This window comes from Vibrio penaeicida, assembly GCF_019977755.1.
In the GTDB taxonomy this organism is placed as follows: domain Bacteria; phylum Pseudomonadota; class Gammaproteobacteria; order Enterobacterales; family Vibrionaceae; genus Vibrio; species Vibrio penaeicida.
Genome location: NZ_AP025145.1, coordinates 1541517 through 1559733, shown reverse-complemented (window position 1 = coordinate 1559733; position 18217 = coordinate 1541517). Strand labels below are relative to the sequence as shown.

17 protein-coding genes are annotated in these 18217 nt (G+C 44.8%); 9 read left to right on the top strand and 8 right to left on the bottom strand.

The annotated features are described in order from the left end of the window. Nucleotides 1-23: 23 nt before the first annotated feature. Complete coding sequence (locus tag LDO37_RS25230) at nt 24-1556, bottom strand: ABC transporter substrate-binding protein (RefSeq protein WP_126608930.1); 1533 nt, start codon at nt 1554-1556, stop codon at nt 24-26. An 85-nt stretch (nt 1557-1641) separates the two neighbouring features. Further along, nucleotides 1642-3213 (bottom strand): phytoene desaturase family protein, encoded by a 1572-nt coding sequence (locus tag LDO37_RS25225; protein ID WP_126608931.1) that lies wholly within the window; start codon nt 3211-3213, stop codon nt 1642-1644. 568 nt (nt 3214-3781) lie between these two features. On the opposite strand from LDO37_RS25225, the gene LDO37_RS25220 reads away from it, so the two are divergent. The 7 genes from LDO37_RS25220 to LDO37_RS25190 all read left to right on the top strand — a co-directional run bounded on the left by LDO37_RS25220 (nt 3782) and on the right by LDO37_RS25190 (nt 10908). After that, the gene (locus LDO37_RS25220; RefSeq protein WP_126608932.1) at nt 3782-4795 is read left to right on the top strand and encodes an AraC family transcriptional regulator; all 1014 of its coding nucleotides are present in this window, start codon (nt 3782-3784) and stop codon (nt 4793-4795) included. A 475-nt stretch (nt 4796-5270) separates the two neighbouring features. Next, a complete protein-coding gene (locus LDO37_RS25215; RefSeq protein ID WP_126608933.1) occupies nt 5271-6284 on the top strand; it encodes a substrate-binding domain-containing protein in 1014 nt (337 codons plus the stop codon). A 69-nt stretch (nt 6285-6353) separates the two neighbouring features. Further along, a complete protein-coding gene (locus LDO37_RS25210; RefSeq protein ID WP_101110924.1) occupies nt 6354-7379 on the top strand; it encodes an ABC transporter substrate-binding protein in 1026 nt (341 codons plus the stop codon). Between the two features lie 73 nt (nt 7380-7452). Further along, nucleotides 7453-8244: an ABC transporter permease gene (locus tag LDO37_RS25205; RefSeq protein ID WP_126608934.1), complete on the top strand. Its 792-nt coding sequence runs from the start codon at nt 7453-7455 to the stop codon at nt 8242-8244. Nucleotides 8245-8246: 2 nt separating this feature from the next. After that, complete coding sequence (locus tag LDO37_RS25200) at nt 8247-9038, top strand: ABC transporter permease (protein ID WP_101110926.1); 792 nt, start codon at nt 8247-8249, stop codon at nt 9036-9038. Further along, nucleotides 9039-10127 (top strand): ABC transporter ATP-binding protein, encoded by a 1089-nt coding sequence (locus LDO37_RS25195; protein ID WP_126608935.1) that lies wholly within the window; start codon nt 9039-9041, stop codon nt 10125-10127. After that, on the top strand, nt 10105-10908 hold the full coding sequence (locus LDO37_RS25190) for a phosphodiesterase (protein ID WP_126608936.1): 804 nt from the start codon (nt 10105-10107) through the stop codon (nt 10906-10908). The genes LDO37_RS25195 and LDO37_RS25190 overlap by 23 nt, the downstream gene beginning before the upstream one ends. Before the next feature lie 50 nt (nt 10909-10958). Here LDO37_RS25190 and LDO37_RS25185 read toward each other — a convergent pair whose 3' ends face one another. The 4 genes from LDO37_RS25185 to LDO37_RS25170 all read right to left on the bottom strand — a co-directional run bounded on the left by LDO37_RS25185 (nt 10959) and on the right by LDO37_RS25170 (nt 13945). Then, nucleotides 10959-12530: a GMC family oxidoreductase gene (locus tag LDO37_RS25185; RefSeq protein WP_224055497.1), complete on the bottom strand. Its 1572-nt coding sequence runs from the start codon at nt 12528-12530 to the stop codon at nt 10959-10961. Beyond that, the gene (locus LDO37_RS25180; protein ID WP_101110930.1) at nt 12523-13053 is read right to left on the bottom strand and encodes a twin-arginine translocation signal domain-containing protein; all 531 of its coding nucleotides are present in this window, start codon (nt 13051-13053) and stop codon (nt 12523-12525) included. Before LDO37_RS25180 ends, LDO37_RS25185 begins: the two co-directional genes overlap by 8 nt. Before the next feature lie 24 nt (nt 13054-13077). Next, nucleotides 13078-13473, bottom strand: a complete 396-nt coding sequence (locus LDO37_RS25175) for a VOC family protein (protein WP_126608938.1) — start codon at nt 13471-13473, stop codon at nt 13078-13080. Nucleotides 13474-13636: 163 nt separating this feature from the next. Continuing rightward, entirely contained in the window at nt 13637-13945 is a 309-nt protein-coding gene (locus LDO37_RS25170) for a ribbon-helix-helix domain-containing protein (RefSeq protein ID WP_101110932.1), read from the bottom strand. A 356-nt stretch (nt 13946-14301) separates the two neighbouring features. On the opposite strand from LDO37_RS25170, the gene LDO37_RS25165 reads away from it, so the two are divergent. Beyond that, on the top strand, nt 14302-14718 hold the full coding sequence (locus LDO37_RS25165) for a VOC family protein (protein WP_126608939.1): 417 nt from the start codon (nt 14302-14304) through the stop codon (nt 14716-14718). A gap of 19 nt (nt 14719-14737) precedes the next feature. Here the strand turns inward: LDO37_RS25165 and LDO37_RS25160 are convergent, their stop codons facing one another. Further along, nucleotides 14738-15553 (bottom strand): LysR family transcriptional regulator, encoded by an 816-nt coding sequence (locus tag LDO37_RS25160; protein ID WP_126608940.1) that lies wholly within the window; start codon nt 15551-15553, stop codon nt 14738-14740. 36 nt (nt 15554-15589) lie between these two features. Here LDO37_RS25160 and LDO37_RS25155 point away from each other — a divergent pair, with 36 nt between their 5' ends. After that, nucleotides 15590-15985, top strand: coding sequence for a hypothetical protein (locus LDO37_RS25155; RefSeq protein WP_126608941.1), 396 nt, complete (start codon nt 15590-15592; stop codon nt 15983-15985). Nucleotides 15986-16002: 17 nt separating this feature from the next. On the opposite strand, the gene LDO37_RS25150 is transcribed toward LDO37_RS25155, so the two are convergent. Beyond that, nucleotides 16003-18108: a hypothetical protein gene (locus LDO37_RS25150; RefSeq protein WP_126608942.1), complete on the bottom strand. Its 2106-nt coding sequence runs from the start codon at nt 18106-18108 to the stop codon at nt 16003-16005. Nucleotides 18109-18217 lie beyond the last annotated feature (109 nt).

The following is an 18217-nucleotide window of genomic DNA, read 5'->3' as shown; positions in this document are numbered from 1 at the left end:
TCTCCATATTCGATCAATCGATCTTAGTTACGCGTCATTAAGTGAGGAAGTAACGCACCAGAAGCATGGGGTACTACCGCAACTCTGGGGTCATGTACGATGGGTTGGACGTATTGGAAAAGTGGCAAAACCAACGCATCTTCTGCAATCTTCTTGTCGACTTGTTTCCAGCCTTCAATCCGTTTCGCTTCATCTTTCTCGCCCCAAAGCGGACCTATCATCGCGGTGAGATCTTCACCATCCCAAACCGAGTGAGGTGAAGGACCAAACATGGCAAATCCTGTTGAGGTTGTTGGGTCGCCAATGGAGTTGCCCCAGTTATAGAATGCGGCAGGTGCCAGTTTGTCTGCGGCGCGCAATTCGTAATGCTTGGCTACTTCGTACACTTCGATTTCTGCATTGATGCCGACTTTGCGCCATAGCCCCACGATCGCTTGGATGATTTCGTAATCTTTAGGTTTGAACCCTTTGGTGGTTTGGATGGTAAACGTCACTGGGTTGGATTTTGAATAGCCCGATTCAGCAAGTAGAGCGATGGCTTTCTCAGGGTCGTAGGGCGTTTTTATCTCTTTGTTGTACGCGCTGTAGAGGGATGTTTGTAAGGTGTCGATGGCAATGCCGTAACCCTTTAGCAGTCGTTCAACTATGGCGGATTTGCTGACTGCATGAACCGCGGCTTTGCGAACGTTTGGATCCTTCATTGCGTCAATATCATTGAAGAAAATCATCCCAATGTCCGAAACGGGGGAAGCGACACCTTTGAGCTGATCTTTACGTGTTAAGCGGTTGTATTCTTCGTACGGGATTTCGAGTGTCACGTGAGCATTGCCAGATTCCACTTCGGCCACTCGTGCCGACGCATCGGTGACAAACTTAATGGTCACGTATTCAAATTCTGGCTTGCCTCCCCAATAGTTTGGGTTGGCTTTTAAACGGATGTAAGCGTTACGCTCGAATTTTTCCACCATGTAGGGACCGGTACCGATTGGGTTGGCTTCAAATCCTTTTTGACCGACTTTTTCAATGTAGTGTTTAGGCAGGACATACCCAGTGAGAAAACTCATCCATTTGAAAATGGTGGGCTCAAATCGAACTACATCCGCGATAATGGTGTTGCCTTCAACTTGAAAATTGCCAAGCGTAGACCAGATAAATTGGATGGGGTTACCGCTGCTTTCGTTTCCTGCTCGCTCTAGGGACCAAACCACATCCTCCGGTGTCAATGGTGTCCCGTCGTGCCATTTCACATCACTTCGAATAGTGAGGTAAATTTTGGTTTTGTCCTCTAACCAGCCCCAATTGGTTACCAAACCAGGAGATTGGCTCAGATCCGTTTTTTGCGCGATGAACTGATCAAATACCGATTGATAAATACCTTGAATTGTTGGGTTTACCGATGAAGGACCTGTTGTAGGATCCCAGCTGGGCAAGTTCACATTCGAGGCTATAACCAACTCGTCGATGGGTTTCGCTTGCAGGGAAAATGTTTGGATAAGCGCAAGGCACACAATCATTAGTGTCCCAGTTATCCTACTGCTCAACTTCCATATTTTCATTTTACACTCCTAGTGTTTTTCAATGACTGAGCTCGCGTCTATTTCACGTGTGTTGCTTTACTCTTATTACGACCATTCGGTTTGGTTACGTCGTCAGTTTTTGGGCAAGTAAATACCCAGCTCCTGCGCCCGTGCCTGCACCTGGCCACACTGCGGCACCAGTATGGTAAAGACCCGATATCGGGGTCGAACCATCGGATTTGCCAAAGGCGGGGCGAAACCAAAAATTTTGATTGAGATGATGGCTGCCACACAACTGATCGCCTCCCACCAAATTGGGGTTGTCGGCTTCTAAATCGGTTGGGGATACCACGCGTTTAGAGAGAATGCTTTCTTTGAATCCCGGCGCGTATTGCTCGATGATGTCCAACACATGTTGGCTATAAGGGGTTGCGAGATTTTTCCAATTTTTGACTGATTCACCAGTAATGGAATCGATAAGTACGTCGGAAGGGAGCATTCGGACCTGAATCCACAGCGCGTGTTTTTCGTTAGGTGCACGGCTTGGGTCAATCGCGGTTGGCTGTCCGACAACAATGACCGGATGTTCGGGTAGTATGCCTGCCATGGCTTGTTGATAGGTTTGCGCCATTTGATCCATGGACGGAGCAATGTGTACATAAGCGAATTCTTTTAAAGTTTGGGACGCCGTCCAATTGGGGAGTTTGTCTATGGCGACATGAATCATCATAGTGCCTGGCGCGTGCCGAAAAGTGTCATAACACGTCAATGACTCTTTTGGACCTTCATTGCCAACCAAACGCTGAAGCGCTGATGGGGATACATTGGCGATCACGGCTTTGTTCGCAAGGAGCACTCTCCCGTCTTCTTTTTCTATCCCAATGGCTTCACCTTGAGATGTAATGATCTTTGAAGCGCGCGTGCCATATTCTAGTGTGCCACCTTGCGATTCAATGAAGCTCACCATGGCACGTATAATGGAGTCTGCGCCGCCTTTTCCTATCACCATGCCAAAAGCTTGGTTAGCAAACGATTCAAGAAAAGGAAAAATAGCCCCGCCCGCAATGTCTGGTGCGAAATCTAGGTGCATCCCCCAAGCCGCGAGCGTTGCTTTTACGTGTTCCGACTCGAAATGAGTATCCAGCCATTCTCGTGGAGAACTGACCATCAAACGCAAAAGATCAGACATTCCTTGGATGCCTTCCTTACGGTAAAGCTGCCAAATATGTTTGGTTAATGGGGCGAGCTTAAAAGGGGATTGTAAAAACGGAACAATTAATGGAGCTTGTACGGAGAACTTCTCGGTGAGGTGGTTCCAGCTTGCTTCGTCTTTGTCTGAATAGGCACGGATTCTTTTGGCGTTCTCGATTGAATCTTTGCTGATGCCTAGCCAGTTACCGTCTGGAAATACGCTCGAAAAACAATGGTGTGCTTCAACGAGTTCTAAGCCGTGTTCTTTTAGCTGTTCGCCAAATTGTTGAAAAAAAGGTGAGCCTGCGAAAAGTGAAAGATTCATTGCTGCCCAGTCGTGTCGAAAGCCATCAAGCGTGTATTCGCCAGACTTTACTGCCCCACCTGCGGTCTCACATTGCTCTATGATGTGGACTGTCCAGCCTTTTGATTGAAGCAAAACAGCGCATACTAAGCTGTTTACGCCGCTACCAATTATGATTGCATCCGACCTTGGTTCACTCATTGCTCATCCTTGAACTTTCTTGTGTGGTTTCAGTATTAGCCAGTGATCTAACCGCGACAATGCGACGCCTAAATAGAAAATGGGGGTTATTGCACGGCTAGGATAGGCTTGGCAAAAAGCGGATATGAAATATGCACCTAGTAACGCCCTAAACAAGTAAAGGCGGAGAAGAAAAGTCCAAAAATTGAAAAGGCATCGTGGTAAAAGTGAAATGGGGGAAAGGTCAAAAACTGCACTATATGGATAGTTTGAGCAAAATACGGATAACAGGCACAGTCAGTATTGAGTAATATGTTAATATTATGTTAAGGGTCATGAGGTGATGGGTTTGACGGTTGATTTCACATTAACGGGGTAGCCTTTGAGAGTTAGGGCTAGGAAAGCCATTTACTAACTGTAGAAAGCTTGCAGGGTATAAACCGAATGTTTAAACACCAAGCTCACGCAAAAAAGACTCAATGCAATGGAAGCAGCCTTCTGAAGAAGGAGCCTATAGTGCACCCGGTATGAGTAAAAACGGGATATAGGCTTTGTCTGAGTAGGCACAAATAAAAGATGGAGAGCAACGATGAAGTACGCAACTGAGTCTCCTCGTTTTAGTGTTCGTGCGTTTCGCCAGAGATTAGACGAATCAAGCCATTTGTTGTTTAGCTCAAGCAACGTAGATGAAGCCAAAGCGAGTGTCGGGCGTGTTATGACACCGCACGAGCTTAATGTTATTAACAACAACGGTCGCCTTGATGCCAGTATGCATTACATGCCATTGGGGGATATTTCCTTGTATCGCTTAAAATATGGTTCGAGCGTTTCCATTCATATTCCCACGATAAAAGATTATTACTGCATCCAAATTCCAATTCATGGTCACGCGTGTGTAACCAATGGCTCTGAGAAAATTGAATCGACAGAAAGTACGGCTTCCGTGTTGAACCCTGAAGTTCAAACCGACATGGTTTGGGATTACGACAACGATCAATTTATGGTTCGGATATCACGCTCATTAATGGAGCGTACTGCGATCGGAATTTTGGGGCATGATATCGACGATCCTATCCGTTTCGACGTTGGTTTTAGGTGGCAAGACTGCCCAGCGTGGTATTGCTTGCTTTCCTATTTACTCGATTTTTACGCTAATTCAGATCCTTCGCTTCGAGAAAACAAGTTGATCACTAGCCAGCTTAATCAACTGACCGCAACCACATTATTTTTAAACCACAAACATTCTCAAAGTGAAGAGAAAGTGACTCAACGCACGTCTATTCGTCCTCGTCATATTAAGCGTGCTCAAGAGTATATGGAAGCGCATGCCCATGAGCCTATTTCCGTCGAATTACTCGCTCAAGTTTGCGGTATCAGTATTCGCAGCCTCTACAGTGGGTTTAAAGATTTCGTTGGAACCACGCCAATGCAATATTTGAGAAACTTGAGGCTGGATCATGTAAGAAATGATTTACTGACCAGTGAAGCCACCAGCGTAACATCGGTCGCGATGAGGTGGGGGTTTTCTCATATGGGTAGGTTCAGTGCGGAATACAAAGCTCGTTTTGGTGAAAGCCCCAGCCAAACGTTTAGAAAACGCTAAATCTCGACTCACTTTTTCGCCCCCCGATCGACCCTTTAGGTTAGGTTCTTCGTGGGGCGAAAGCCATTTGGTCCTCTTTGATTTATTTAATCCGTCAATACCGTCTTAATCGATGTAACGCATACCCACTCCCATTCAATATCATTCTTGGCTATCGCTTTGGAGCCTTCTGGGCGCCATCTGATTGAACAATTCTGCAAGACACATCGTCAAAACAAGTGTTTCAAGTCCCTATTACGCACGTTTCCTGAATACGAAATGAGATATTGGTCAAAATTCCACCTAAATAATATTTTAATCAAAATCATATGAAACAAATTGGTTTCATTTGCTAATTGTTCTAAATGTGACGCTAAAATTCAATAAAGTGAAGCTAAATGGTGCGTAAATGAAATAAATTTTAATGTAATTGTCATGTTTAACTTCTATTCTTTATCCATAGGGAACGCATGGGCATAAATGGATATAGAGCAGTATGAACATCAAGGATGTGGCGCAACTTGCGAATGTGTCGCCAGCAACAGTCTCTCGTTATTTAAATGCGCCAGAGCTGGTAGCGAACAACGCATCAGAACGAATTGCAAAAGTGATAGAGGTGACGGGCTACTCTCCGCGCACGACTTTCTCTGGTGTGGCGTTGAATACGAACCCTACAATCGGTTTGATGATTCCGAGCATTAATAATCCTATCTTTGCTGAAATTGCTTCCGCTATTCAGTCCAAAGCGCGTTTCTACGGCTATTCAGTACTGATCATCGATACTCAATACAATGGTGAATTTGAAAAGCAGGGCATAATTACTTTGCTCCGTCAGCGAGTTGCTGGCGTCCTGCTTACGGTGTCCTCTCATCAAAACAATGAAGCGCTCTCCTTGCTGAGAGAGTTCGAATTTCCTTATTGCCTGCTTCACAACCAAAGTCTCTCAGATGAAGCGTGTGTGTATGTAGACAACTATCAAGCAAGCCGTGATGTGGCCTTTGCTCTTTACGAGAAAGGGCATCGAGAATTTGGCGTGGTTACCATGAACTTTTCCGCCTCTGATCGAGGTCGTGCTCGTTATGCGGGGTTTACAGACGCACTAAAGGAATTGGGATGCGATCTTTCTACGTTGGCTCATGTCGAGCTGCCTTATGAGACCCAAGATCAAGATGCCCAAGTCGAAGCCTTATTCGCTGAGATGGCAACCACGGCATGGTTTTGCACTAACGATTTACTGGCATTGAGAACCTTAAAAGCATTGAAGAAGTTGGGTATTAATGTGCCTGAAGAAACCAGTGTTGTTGGGTTTGATGGAATGGCGTTTGGTGATTTGTTTCACCCAGAATTGGCGACAGTTTCTGTTCCGTACCAAAAAATGGGCGAAGTAGCGGTCGATCTACTTCTAAATGAACGTGTTGCCAATAGGCAAACAAGGAGCGTTTGCAGGCAGATTGAAGTGGGACATCAGCTAAAGTTACTTGGCACAGTAGCCAATGTAACGCCTAACTGAATCCATAATGATTATGAAAATCAAAGAGTAAAGTTATTTAAGCATGAATATCAACAAGGAGTGAAAACCATGTTACGTAAGTCATACTCCAAGCTAGGCTTGGCCGTAATCTCCACTACGGTAGTGACGTTGGCAACAGCGCTACAACCTGTTCTTGCCTCTGACGCGACTTGTTATAACTGCCCACCTGAATGGGCAAACTGGGGCGGGCAACTCAAGTTAATTAAAAAGGAATTGAATATTTCTATTCCTATGGACAACAAAAATTCAGGTCAAACCTTGTCTCAACTGATTACTGAGAAAAATAGCCCAGTGGCTGATGTCGCCTATTACGGTGTGTCTTTTGGTATTAAAGCGGCAGAGCAGGGTGTTGTTACTGGTTATAAACCGAAAAACTGGGAACAAATCCCAGAAGGCTTGAAAGATTCTGAAGGCAAATGGTTTGCGATCCATTCAGGGACGTTAGGCTTTTTCGTCAATGTGGATGCACTAGAGGGGAAACCTGTCCCTAAATCTTGGGCCGATCTTCTAAGTTCGGATTACCGAGGCATGGTGGGGTATCTTGATCCAACCAGTGCTTTTGTCGGCTATGCGGGAGCGGTGGCGGTAAATCGTGCAATGGGCGGCGACCTTTCAAATTTTGATCCAGCGATTGAGTTCTTTTCAAAGTTGAAAAAGAACAAGCCAATTGTGCCTAAGCAAACGTCTTACGCGCGCGTGCTGTCTGGAGAGATCCCAATTCTGTTGGATTTCGACTTTAATGCTTACCGCGCTAAGTATAAAGATCATGGCAACATTGAATTTGTTATCCCTCAAGAAGGATCGCTCGTCGTTCCCTATGTAATGAGCCAAGTGAAAAATTCCCCCAACCCAGAAAATGGAAAGAAAATTCTAGATTTTGTTCTTTCTAGCAAAGGGCAAAAAGTGTGGGCGGAAGCGTTTTTACGACCTGTCATAACGTCTGCAATGGACGCCGAAACGAAGAAGAAATTCCTTCCAGATAGTGACTATGAGCGAGCGTCAGCGGTGGATTTTGCAAAAATGGCGAGTGCGCAAACGAACTTTGCACAGCGTTATTTAAAAGAAGTGAAATAAGAAAAGTAGGGCGATCAATCATCGCCCTAAACACTTTCCTGCAAATAAAATTCGCAAATAGATAAGTACTAAAATGAATAAATACCTAATATTAATCTTGCCTGCCTTGGTGGTGAGCATTGCATTCTTTCTCATACCTGTCGTGCAGCTTATCTTGCTTTCAGAGGCAGGGAACTATTACGACATTCTTGCAAATGAACAATATTATCAAAGCTTGTGGTCGACAGTTGTGCTCTCCGTAACGGTGACACTGTTGACGTTGGTAATCGCAATCGTATGTGGTTTGTTTTTAACTCGTTATGACTTCTTTGGGAAGCGGTGGTTGATTGCAATGATCAGCTTTCCACTGGCGTTCCCAGGTGTTGTTATCGGCTTTTTTGTCATCATGTTGGCGGGAAGACAAGGTGCTTCGGCCGAGTTAGGGCTATTGCTGGTTGGAGAGCGCTGGACGTTTGCGTACTCCATTGCTGGATTGTTTATCGGTTATCTTTACTTTTCCATTCCAAGAGTCGTTTTAACGGTCATGGTGGCGGCTGAAAAGTTGGACTACAGCTTAATGGAGGCGGCTCGTTCTCTAGGAGCTAGCCCTTTGAGAACATTTAAAGATGTCACGTTACCTGCGTTAGTTCCGGGTTTGATCTCTTCCGGCTCTCTGTGTTTTGCAACATCAATGGGAGCATTTGGTACTGCTTTTGCTCTAGCGACCGATCTTAATGTAATTCCAATGACGATTTATACCGAGTTTACGTTAAGTGCCAATTTACCCATGGCCGCAGCATTAAGCATTGTGCTCGGTGGTGTCACTTGGATTTGCCTGAGTATCGCCAAGCGATATGGCATGGCATCGATCAATATGGGAGCGTAAAAATGAAGCGTGATTACACCTTTTATATTCCTCTTTTATTCACCATTTTAGTTTGTGCGTTTTTGGTCATTCCGGTTGCTATGTCGGTTCTTGCTGGGCTAACAAATAATTACTTTGTGGGCGTAAAAAGCGGGCTTACGTTTCGTTGGGTTATTGAAGTTTGGGAACTGTACTCGCAAACGCTGTGGTTAACGTTATTTATTGCCTTAGCTGCGGTGGTCGTGAACTTAGTGGTAGGGGTGCCGCTTGCGTATTATTTGGCGGCGCAGCGAAGCCGGCTGACAGAAATGCTGCAAGAGCTGATTACGTTACCCATCGCCGTTCCTGGATTGGCAATATCCATCGGATTGATCACCACTTATGGACACTTTTCTACCTTTAGATCCAGTTGGGCTTTCATCTTAGTTGGGCATGTGGTGTTTACGCTTCCATTTATGGTGAATGCGATTCTTGCAGCGCTGAACAGCATTAACTTCAAAGTGTTAGAAGAAGGTGCAGCAAGTTTGGGCGCGGGTTTTTGGCGACGATTTGTCGATATTATCGTCCCTAACTGCATTACCGGTATTGTGAGCGGTACATTAATGACACTAACGTTATCCATAGGGGAATTTAACCTTACTTGGATGCTGCACACACCATTAACGAAAACACTGCCAGTTGGGCTTGCTGATGCCTATGCCTCGATGCGGCTTGAAATCGGATCAGCCTATACGCTTATATTTTTGCTTTTGTTGCTTCCACTGTTAGTGGCGACTCAGCTGATAAAACGAAATTCAAATAAAGGAGCAATGTAAGTGAGTCAAGCACATCAAATACAGGGTATTACCCTCAATAATGTTAAAAAGACATTTCCCAATGGTTCAGTGGCGCTGAAGGAGACAAGCCTAGATATCGCCCCAGGAGAAATCCTTGTTTTGCTAGGACCTTCTGGGTGTGGAAAAACCACCACGCTAAGAATGATCGCAGGCTTGGAGCAGTGTGACAGTGGCGGTTCCATTTCGTTTGGAGAACAAGACGTAACGCCACTACCAATTGAAAAGCGCAACGTTGGAATGGTATTTCAATCGTATGCCCTTTTTCCCAATATGAACGTCTCTCAAAATATTGAATATGGCTTAAAAATCCGAGGTGTATCAGAGGAAGTACGAAAGAAAAAGCTGCAAGAGATGCTGGTTATGTTTGATCTAGAACCCTATTCTCAGAGAGACATATCGCAACTATCTGGCGGGCAAAAGCAGCGTGTGGCTTTAGCAAGAGCCATTATCGTAGAGCCTGCGGTGTTACTGCTTGATGAGCCACTTTCTGCATTGGATGCTCTTTTACGCAAACGTCTTCGAGATGATATTCAAGTGCTGCTAAAAAAATTAGGCATTACCGCCGTTTATGTTACGCACGATCAGGAAGAAGCCATGGTGATTGGCGATCGTATCGCTGTTCTTGATCATGGTGAGATTGCACAGATTGGATCGCCAGAAGCAATTTATCGTCAGCCCGATTCTCCGTTTGTGGCCGATTTTATCGGAGAGGCCAACCGATTCGATGGCTGGAAAAACGGTGCAGCGCTTAAACTCTCTAATGCGCAAACCCTCCCATTATCGCAACCGAATGATAATGAAGAGGGTGAAGTCATGACGGTCATGGTCCGACCGGAAGACATGTACATTTCAGATTCAGGAGACCACTCTCTTAGCGGACACATTACTCATCTCGCATTCTTGGGTGATAGGACGAGGCTGACCGTAGAGTGTGATTTAGAGAATCCGGTTGCGGTTGACTGTTTTGATCGCCAAAACTTTGAATTGGGGCAGGTCGTGAATTTGTCCGTAAACAGCCAACACATTATTTTATTAGGGAGCAAAGATGCTGATTGCTCAGTTGACTGATTTACATATTAAGAAGGAAGGTAAACTCGCGTATCAAAAAGTGGATACATTGCAGTGCCTTAAAGATGCGGTCCAACACATCAACCGTTTGAATGTCGACTTGGTTGTTATTACAGGCGACTTAGGCGATTTTGGCTTAGATGAAGAATACGCCATTGTTCTGCGCGAGCTAAGCCAGTTGAATGCGCCAGTCCGCGTTATTCCTGGCAATCACGATCACAAGATTCGTTTACGTGAAGGGCTAAGAGAGTTGGTGGATTTTGAAGATTCTGTTGAGTGTAACTTCTCACTGGAAACAGAGCATTGTCTGCTGATTGGGCTGGATTCATCGATACCAGAAAAGCCGCATGGGTGTATTGCTAGCACCAGCTTAAATTGGTTGCAATCGAAATTGAAGGAGACGTCCAAACCCGTACTTTTGTTTGTGCATCACCCTCCGATGGAAGTTGGAATAAACCATATGGATGTACAAAACTTGCACAATGCTGAGGCATTATGGGACGTTATTGCACCGTTTGATTCAGTGGTTGGGATTATAACGGGGCATTTGCATCGTACTATTACTGCCATTTGGAAGGGCGTGCCAGTTTGGGTTGGGCCTTCGCACAGTCATAGCGTCGCATTAGACTTTGATAAAGAAGGGATCCCAGCGTTTCAAATGGAACCTAAGGCAATTCAATTATTCAAGGTAGATGACAAGGGAGTGTTGAGCCATGTTAGCTACATTGGAGACTATGAAGGACCATTCCCATTCTTTGATAAAGAAGGGCTGGTGGACTAACCATACATAAATATACACCGCAGTACAGTACTGCGGTGTTGAGTTCTAAGCTATAGAGCTCGAGCTACCAATTGCTCTGCAATGTAATCCGCTTGCCTTATGGCGAGTGCCACGATGGTTAGCGTAGGGTTTTCCGCCGCACCTGTGGTGAACTGGCTACCGTCCGATACAAAGAGGTTTTTGATATCGTGGGTTTGCCCCCAACGGTTAACCACACCATCTTTTGCTTTCTCACTCATTCGGTTTGTCCCTAGGTTATGAGTGGAAGGATAAGGCACAACGCGATGGGTTTTGATTGCCCCGACGGCTTCATACACTTGTTCGCCTTTTTCATAAGCGTACTCCCGCATCGCCACATCATTAGGGTGATCGTCGTAATGCACGTTAGGTATGGGCAAACCGTTAGCGTCCAGTTCATCGGAATTCAGTGAAACACGATTCGAGGAACGTGGCATGTCTTCACCGACTAGCCACATGCCTGCCATGTGTTCATATTGCTCCATTGAGTTGGCAAAATCGGTACCCCATGCTCCGGGTTTAAGGAAAGCGGCCATGAAGGGCAAGCCAAGAGACAAGGTTTCCATCTCAAATCCACCCACAAACCCTCTGCTAGGATCGTGAATCGATTCGTCTTGAATGATTCCCGCCATGGTGGTGCCTCGGTACATGTTAACCGGCTTACTGAACTCCGCGTAGACCGATCCTGTCATGTGGCGCATGTAGTTTCGGCCGACTTCACCGGAGCTGTTCGCTAAGCCATCTGGGAACATGTTAGAAGCAGAGTTGAGCAATATTCTTGGGCTCTCAATGGAGTTACCTGCAATACAGACGATTCGAGCTTTCTGGTGCTGTTGGTTACCGTCTTTGTCTGCATAGAGCACACCGTCTACGAGCCCTTTATCGTTATGGGTGACTTTTAGCACTGTGCTGCTTGAGCGCAGTTCGAAATTCCCTGTGGCTTCTGCTTTAGGGATTTCTGTATACAGCGTCGACCATTTAGCCGACATGCGGCATCCTTGGAAACAAAACCCAAGTTGCATGCAGCCAGGGCGGCCATCACGAGGCTGAGAGTTAATCGCCATTCTACCCGTATGCACTTGCTTATAGCCGAGTTTACGGGCACCCGCTTCCATGACTTTGTAGTTATTGTTCCCCGGCAAGCCAGGTATATCGTGAGTGCGCGTGACCCCCATTTTGTCTTCGGCTTTATCGTAGTAAGGTTCGAGTTCGGCAAGGGTAATTGGCCAATCGAGTAACGCTGCGTCTTTCACTTCGCCGTAGTGAGTGAGAGCCTTAAACTCGTGTTCTTGAATTCTTAAACTGGCGCCTGCCCAATGGAGGGTTGAGCCGCCAACGGTTTTGCAAATCCAAGCGGGTAAGTTAGGGAAATCGCGTGCAACTTCCCATGTGCCAGAGGTCGTTCTTTTATCCAGCCACGCTTCTTTGCCAAACATGTGCCATTCATCGTTTTTAAAGTCTTTGGCGTAATTTAAGTGCGTGCCAGCTTCCAAACACACCACCTTTACTCCTTTTTGACACAGCTCATTGGCGAGCGTCCCCCCGCCTGCGCCGGACCCAATCACGACCACGACGCTGCTGTCAGCAAGTTCAAATTTAGCCATTGGACACCTCCTTGTTTTCCATTGGCAGCCAATCAATGTCATCAAAACCGCGATGCAAATATCCTCCTTTTGAAAAGGAAGGACCCTCATAGCCAAACTTCGCCCAAATTTTTGGGTTGTTGTACAAAGAAACCACCATGTTGCCTCGCACTGTTTGAAAGAAAGGTTCAGAGGAAAGCTTGTTTAAAACGGCGTCTTGAGCCGTTACGGACATCGTAGAAAATCCACTCTTATTGAGCGTCGACAATCCTTGTTTAAAGGAGGCAAGGCTGTCGCCAGACAATTGCCCGTCGAGGCTTTCCACACACGCGCCATAAAAGAAATCAGCAAGGTGCGGGTGAGGGTAGATACGTCGACATAATGCCAATAGTAAGTTGGCTTCTTCGGTATTGAGTTTCGAGACCTTCATTTGCCATTTTTGCCCAGCAAGCGAATATCCAGAAAGGCTGAGTGTTAGCGCTGTTGCTGCACTAACTGAAGAGAGTTTTAGAAACTTTCTTCTACTTAGATTTTGATCGTTCATCCTTACGACCTCCAGTGTAATCCGTTATTGGAATCGACCATGTTTTTGCAAAAATTCAATTTTGTAACCGTCGGGATCGGTTAAGAAAAAGAACGTCGCCATGGTTTTGTTGTTATGTTGCATCGACTTAACGGGAGTAGGGGTAAATCCCGCCTCAGTTAACGAGTGATGAGTTTGCTCGATATTGTCGATGCATACCGCTAAGTGGCCATAGGCATCGCCATGTTCATAAGGAGAATCTCGGCCGTGATTCAGGGTCAGTTCGACTTCAAATCCGGAATTAGGATCGCGCAAATAGGTTAAGGTAAACCCGTCAAATTCATATTGATCTGCGAGTTCTAACCCAAGGGCGGTCGAGTAAAATTGAATGGAGCGATCCAAGTTAAGTACTCGAATCATGGTGTGAATGGCTTTTGTCATTTGTGGCTCACTTTGCTGTTATTGATTTTTAAATCAATATAAACGTGAACCACTGAGAGGTGGTGGTAGTATGCTACCACATGTTAAAAAAATGTAACTTTATTAACATGTACCCGCACCTATACCGATATTAGGGGGGAGCGGTATTTAGAACTTCACTCGATCAATGAGCCTGAGCGTGAAGTTGCTGCTTAGCGGTTTTGAGTACCTTTTCTGGCTGAGAAAGGTACATTACGCAGGAGCATCGGAGCAATGAGGCAAAATTGGATATGTCGCCATGCAAGTCGGTGGCTTCATCATAAAGTAATGAAAGAAACTGACCCGTTGTCATATGTTGAACTGTCGCTATTTCATCAATAACTGTCCAAAACTTGGACTCAAGCCGAACGCTGGTGGAATGACCACCTAAGCGAACAGAGCGCGAGACAAATTGATAATTCTCTGGCGATTGACCAGCAAATATATAGCACATGGGTTCCTCCCTCTCATACCAGCATTCGAGAAATTGGATCATCAACCAGAGCCAAATAAAAAAGCCCCAGAAGGTAGGTTTGATTAATGTTTGTTCAATAATGGTGCAATTACAACCACAACCTTAAAAGCCGAAACCAAAGTCTGTTGGTTGTTAATTCACTGAAAAATAGAGCGTAAACACTACTTCAATCAAATGTGGCAATGACGTTATGGGATGAAGAGTCACCTTAAGTCTCATAATTGATTCAAATTAGCTCGTTCATGACTGAATGGAATTCTGGTTAGTCCTAATATTCTCTTTGTTCTCAAATACGGTTTGATAACATGTAGCCACTTAATATCAGGGGCAGTCACATGAAACAAAGTATCATCCATATTTCTCTCGTCGTTGATGATTACGATGACGCACTCGACTTCTATATCAATAAACTCCACTTCGAATTAGTAGAAGATACCTATCAACCAGAACAGGATAAACGTTGGGTTGTGGTATCTCCTCCGGGGTCCGATGGCGTAGCATTATTACTGGCGAAAGCATCAAAGCCTGAGCAAAGACCGTTTATTGGAAACCAAGCGGGCGGTAGGGTATTTTTGTTTTTACGCACCGATGATTTTTGGCGAGACTTCAATAGCATGAAAGAAAAAGGCATTCATTTTGTGCGTGAACCCAGCGAACAAGATTATGGCACCGTCGCCGTATTTGAAGATTTGTACGGAAACCTTTGGGATTTGCTTCAGATGAATCCCGATCATCCGATGGCGCAGCGTTAAAAGACCGCTGAATTCAAGGTTACACCAAAAATTGGCACAGTCTGTCGATCAAGCCGCGGACTTCAGGAAGATAGCGATCATCTTGGTGAGTGACTAGCCATTGATCGTGTCCTAACTCATCAATGATGGCTCCGGCTCGAACGAGTGAAGGTTGAGCATCACCAATAAACGTAGGGAGTAAGGCTATGCCTTTCCCTGCTAGTGCCAAATCAAGGCTGTTTCTTGGTTCATTTACCTCGCAAATTACGTCATCGCTAGCATGGCGTTCAAGCCACCGAGCTGATGGAACATCTGCCTGCAATTTGATCCAAGTATCTTGTGCGGAATGCGTCGCATAGGGTGCAAAGTCTACCCGTTTTAGTTTCCTACAAGCTAACGTTTCCTCTGTTGGTCGAGTATTGCGGATCCCAATAACCACCTCTCGGTGAGTGATATTTAACGTTTTTTCGGTAGAGACAAATCGTAGGCGAATATCTGGCAATACTTCTGACAGCGAATTGAGGTTTTCTATAAGGAATAAGGTTGTCCAAGTCCCTGCGGATATTTTGACAAGAGGCCTATCTGCTTGCTGGGAAGCGGGAGTGGTTAGGTTAAGGATCTTTGCTTCAATGTTGGTGAGTTCTTCAAGCAACTTTCTACCATCGGCTAGAAGCTCGTAACCTCTATCGTGTCGAATAAACAGTTCTTTCCCAATTCCCCGCTCTAGGGCATACATTCTTCTTCCTAACGTTGCCGCGCTACGCTGAGTGGATTTTACAGCAGCAGAAAGCCCGCCTTCACGAGCCACAGCAAGGAATAATTGTAAATCATTCCAGTCAACATTCTTTTTATTCATGAAAAGAGCCTTTCATTTAACTCCATTGATAAAAAGATGATGAACCGTATTCTGGTATTGAGTCAAGGAAGAGTGATGCTCTACTTGGTTCGTTTATCGATCAAAACAGAATCTTTTGGAGATGATTTAGCAAATCAGACCGAGGAGAGGGAAAGAATGAAAACAGCAAAGTTCTGTAAGCCAAATAGCTACCATGTATCAAATTCAGAGAATAGAAAGAGACCGACGTTGAAGGAGGAAAATGATTTCTATGAATTTTATGGCTCAACCGATATTTGCGAATTTTATAGGGTGATCTGCGGATTATCTCGGTTTGTAGAGTGGGTAGCTACACGTGTCGGACCATTACGATCGTATCGGATTAGGAAGTTAGCTTGTTTAAAGTTAGAAAAAACCAAAGAAAAGGCTACAAAACGCAGCCTTTATAAATGAAGACATTCTCAAAGAATTTACTTTTTCCAACGAGTATAAATTGATCTCGCTAGGGCTTCGTTAGAGAAGAGCATGTTATCTCGATTCATAGCAATGCTTGCGTGGTTGTCGGTTAAAGACAGGTTAGGTGTTGAGAAGTAAACCTCTAGTCTCATTCCGTTTTCTTTGCGCAAACTCGGTCTATCCTTTTCTCCTTCAGGGAAAACAATGTCAATTATGCGGTACTCTTTTTGATTGTGATCTTTCCAATCTTTGACTTCCCATGTTGCTGTAAACCCTGTTTCGCCCTCTGGAGTAATGGTGACGGTGTTATCGTCGCCAAACGCTAGTGTGGTTAAAACAGGAATAGCATGTTGGGTAGAAGAGGTAATATCTCGAAGGTGATAGAAAGTATTTCCCTTAACAAACGAATCATCGATATTTTTGGATGTTCTCCAAAATTGTGGCGTTGTCCAAATTGCCAGCTCATCGTTTTTGTCGAAACTTAACAAGTAGGTTGTATTCGTATCGATAAATTCAAACTGATATTGGTCAAAATCGAGAGTTTGGTTTGCGATTGTGTACGGGGTATTTTTACACCCAGAAGACCCGCCACAATAACTGGTTGAAAGTTGGTTCTCAGAGCTAAAGAAAATGGTGTCGAATTGACTGCCCGCGCTATTACGAAATTCACTGATATACATTGGTCTTTTTGTAAGATAAGCATGTAAATCTGAAATTGGTTGAGCAGTGTTTCGTGCCCATTCTTCATAGATAAAGTATGCAAACTTTTTACTTTTTATAAGCAGGTTATCCGATTTCAACTGACTTGACGTGTTGTCGACAAGAATAACCCCTTTACTTTGGAGCTGGGTGACGAGTGTGAGTGCAGCCTCTCTATTCAAGCTGTCGTGCTGGGCATTGTTAGTAAAGGAGATCGCTATTGTCTGTTTTGTTGCACCATTACTATGCGTGCCTTCTGTAAACGTCCAACTTGCATCAAACGCTTCTTCCTTATAGGGCTTCACTGAAACGGTTTGAGCATCTTTAAAGTGAAGTTCGACCAATTGAAGTTGTGCGTGTTGGTCAACGTCGATGATATCGCGGATGTGGTACCAGCGTTTACCTATTAAATCCGATGCCTTTACATCAGCTTCAACACCGGAAACGAAATCTTGCTTACTCCAAATCAGAGGTAAATGGTTGATGGAAGAAAAGCTTAATGCAAATTCTGGCGTGACATAGAAGAAGTCCATAGACGTATTTGAGTCAGTGAACGTTAAAGACTTACCCGCTATCTCATAAGGTTTGTCTGTTGCGCCAAATAGAGAGCCATTCATTTTACCATCTGCAAAATTCGCTGTTTGCAGCAGGTAATCATTGTTGTTGAGTGTTGATACCCAAAACTTTCCAGATTCGAGATATTTCGTTAAGCCTTGGTATTTGTCTTTTCTTTTGACCTTACCATCAGAATCGAAGTCCAGATCCACGCTATCCAGATCTTTACCTTCGTTAACAAGCTTTGCTATTTCTGCCGTTAACTTGCCAGACATTGTGAGCAGTTCGTTGGCATCCGCATCTGAAAGGTTTTCACTAAATTGTTGAGTGATGGCGCGTGCAAACAAATGTGCTTTGGCGGAGTCGTTGTTTGACGTCTTTTTAGCGACATAATCTCCGGTGAAAGCATCTAAAGGAAGGTTTAAGCTTGCAGCTAACGCCGACATGTCCATTTTGTGGATTTTTGCTAACGTCGTAAATGGTGTAATGCTCTCTTCACCTGCGCCAGCAATCATTTCATAGGAATGGCTTAGGTAACCCGGATTGTCTGAGTCCTGAGTTTGACCTGCAATCACTTGTGCAATGACTGGGTGGGCAAAATCCGCTTTATCAATGGTTATCTTTCCAGAAGCATCAGTCGTTGTGCTCAGTTGCTCGCCGTTATCACATTGACCATTTTTATTTCTATCAATACATACGGCGGCATTACTAAGGTAGCCGTCGATGACGGTTATCGTTTTGCTTGTTGGTGTTGGTGTTGGTGTTGGTGTGGGTTTTTGTACGGGTTCATTGGTAGAAGAACCACCGCCGCCGCAGGCACTAAGCAGAACGGTCACTGCCAGCGCCAATACTGTTTTGTTTAACATAAGCCGAGTTTACCTATTCGAGGGTTTGTTAATAATTAGAAGTTGTTAGGATAGATATAGGCGGAGGATAGTATGTTGAATATTAATATGATCGTAATTAGGGTCTGTT

Excerpts from the sequence above, each read along its gene's own strand:
- LDO37_RS25230 (WP_126608930.1), bottom strand. The coding sequence starts at position 1,556 with ATGAAAATATGGAAGTTGAGCAGTAGGATAACTGGGACACTAATGATT.
- LDO37_RS25225 (WP_126608931.1), bottom strand. The coding sequence starts at position 3,213 with ATGAGTGAACCAAGGTCGGATGCAATCATAATTGGTAGCGGCGTAAAC.
- LDO37_RS25220 (WP_126608932.1), top strand. The coding sequence starts at position 3,782 with ATGAAGTACGCAACTGAGTCTCCTCGTTTTAGTGTTCGTGCGTTTCGC.
- LDO37_RS25215 (WP_126608933.1), top strand. The coding sequence starts at position 5,271 with ATGAACATCAAGGATGTGGCGCAACTTGCGAATGTGTCGCCAGCAACA.
- LDO37_RS25210 (WP_101110924.1), top strand. The coding sequence starts at position 6,354 with ATGTTACGTAAGTCATACTCCAAGCTAGGCTTGGCCGTAATCTCCACT.
- LDO37_RS25205 (WP_126608934.1), top strand. The coding sequence starts at position 7,453 with ATGAATAAATACCTAATATTAATCTTGCCTGCCTTGGTGGTGAGCATT.
- LDO37_RS25200 (WP_101110926.1), top strand. The coding sequence starts at position 8,247 with ATGAAGCGTGATTACACCTTTTATATTCCTCTTTTATTCACCATTTTA.
- LDO37_RS25190 (WP_126608936.1), top strand. The coding sequence starts at position 10,105 with ATGCTGATTGCTCAGTTGACTGATTTACATATTAAGAAGGAAGGTAAA.
- LDO37_RS25185 (WP_224055497.1), bottom strand. The coding sequence starts at position 12,530 with ATGGCTAAATTTGAACTTGCTGACAGCAGCGTCGTGGTCGTGATTGGG.
- LDO37_RS25180 (WP_101110930.1), bottom strand. The coding sequence starts at position 13,053 with ATGAACGATCAAAATCTAAGTAGAAGAAAGTTTCTAAAACTCTCTTCA.
- LDO37_RS25175 (WP_126608938.1), bottom strand. The coding sequence starts at position 13,473 with ATGACAAAAGCCATTCACACCATGATTCGAGTACTTAACTTGGATCGC.
- LDO37_RS25170 (WP_101110932.1), bottom strand. The coding sequence starts at position 13,945 with ATGTGCTATATATTTGCTGGTCAATCGCCAGAGAATTATCAATTTGTC.
- LDO37_RS25165 (WP_126608939.1), top strand. The coding sequence starts at position 14,302 with ATGAAACAAAGTATCATCCATATTTCTCTCGTCGTTGATGATTACGAT.
- LDO37_RS25160 (WP_126608940.1), bottom strand. The coding sequence starts at position 15,553 with ATGAATAAAAAGAATGTTGACTGGAATGATTTACAATTATTCCTTGCT.
- LDO37_RS25155 (WP_126608941.1), top strand. The coding sequence starts at position 15,590 with ATGATGAACCGTATTCTGGTATTGAGTCAAGGAAGAGTGATGCTCTAC.
- LDO37_RS25150 (WP_126608942.1), bottom strand. The coding sequence starts at position 18,108 with ATGTTAAACAAAACAGTATTGGCGCTGGCAGTGACCGTTCTGCTTAGT.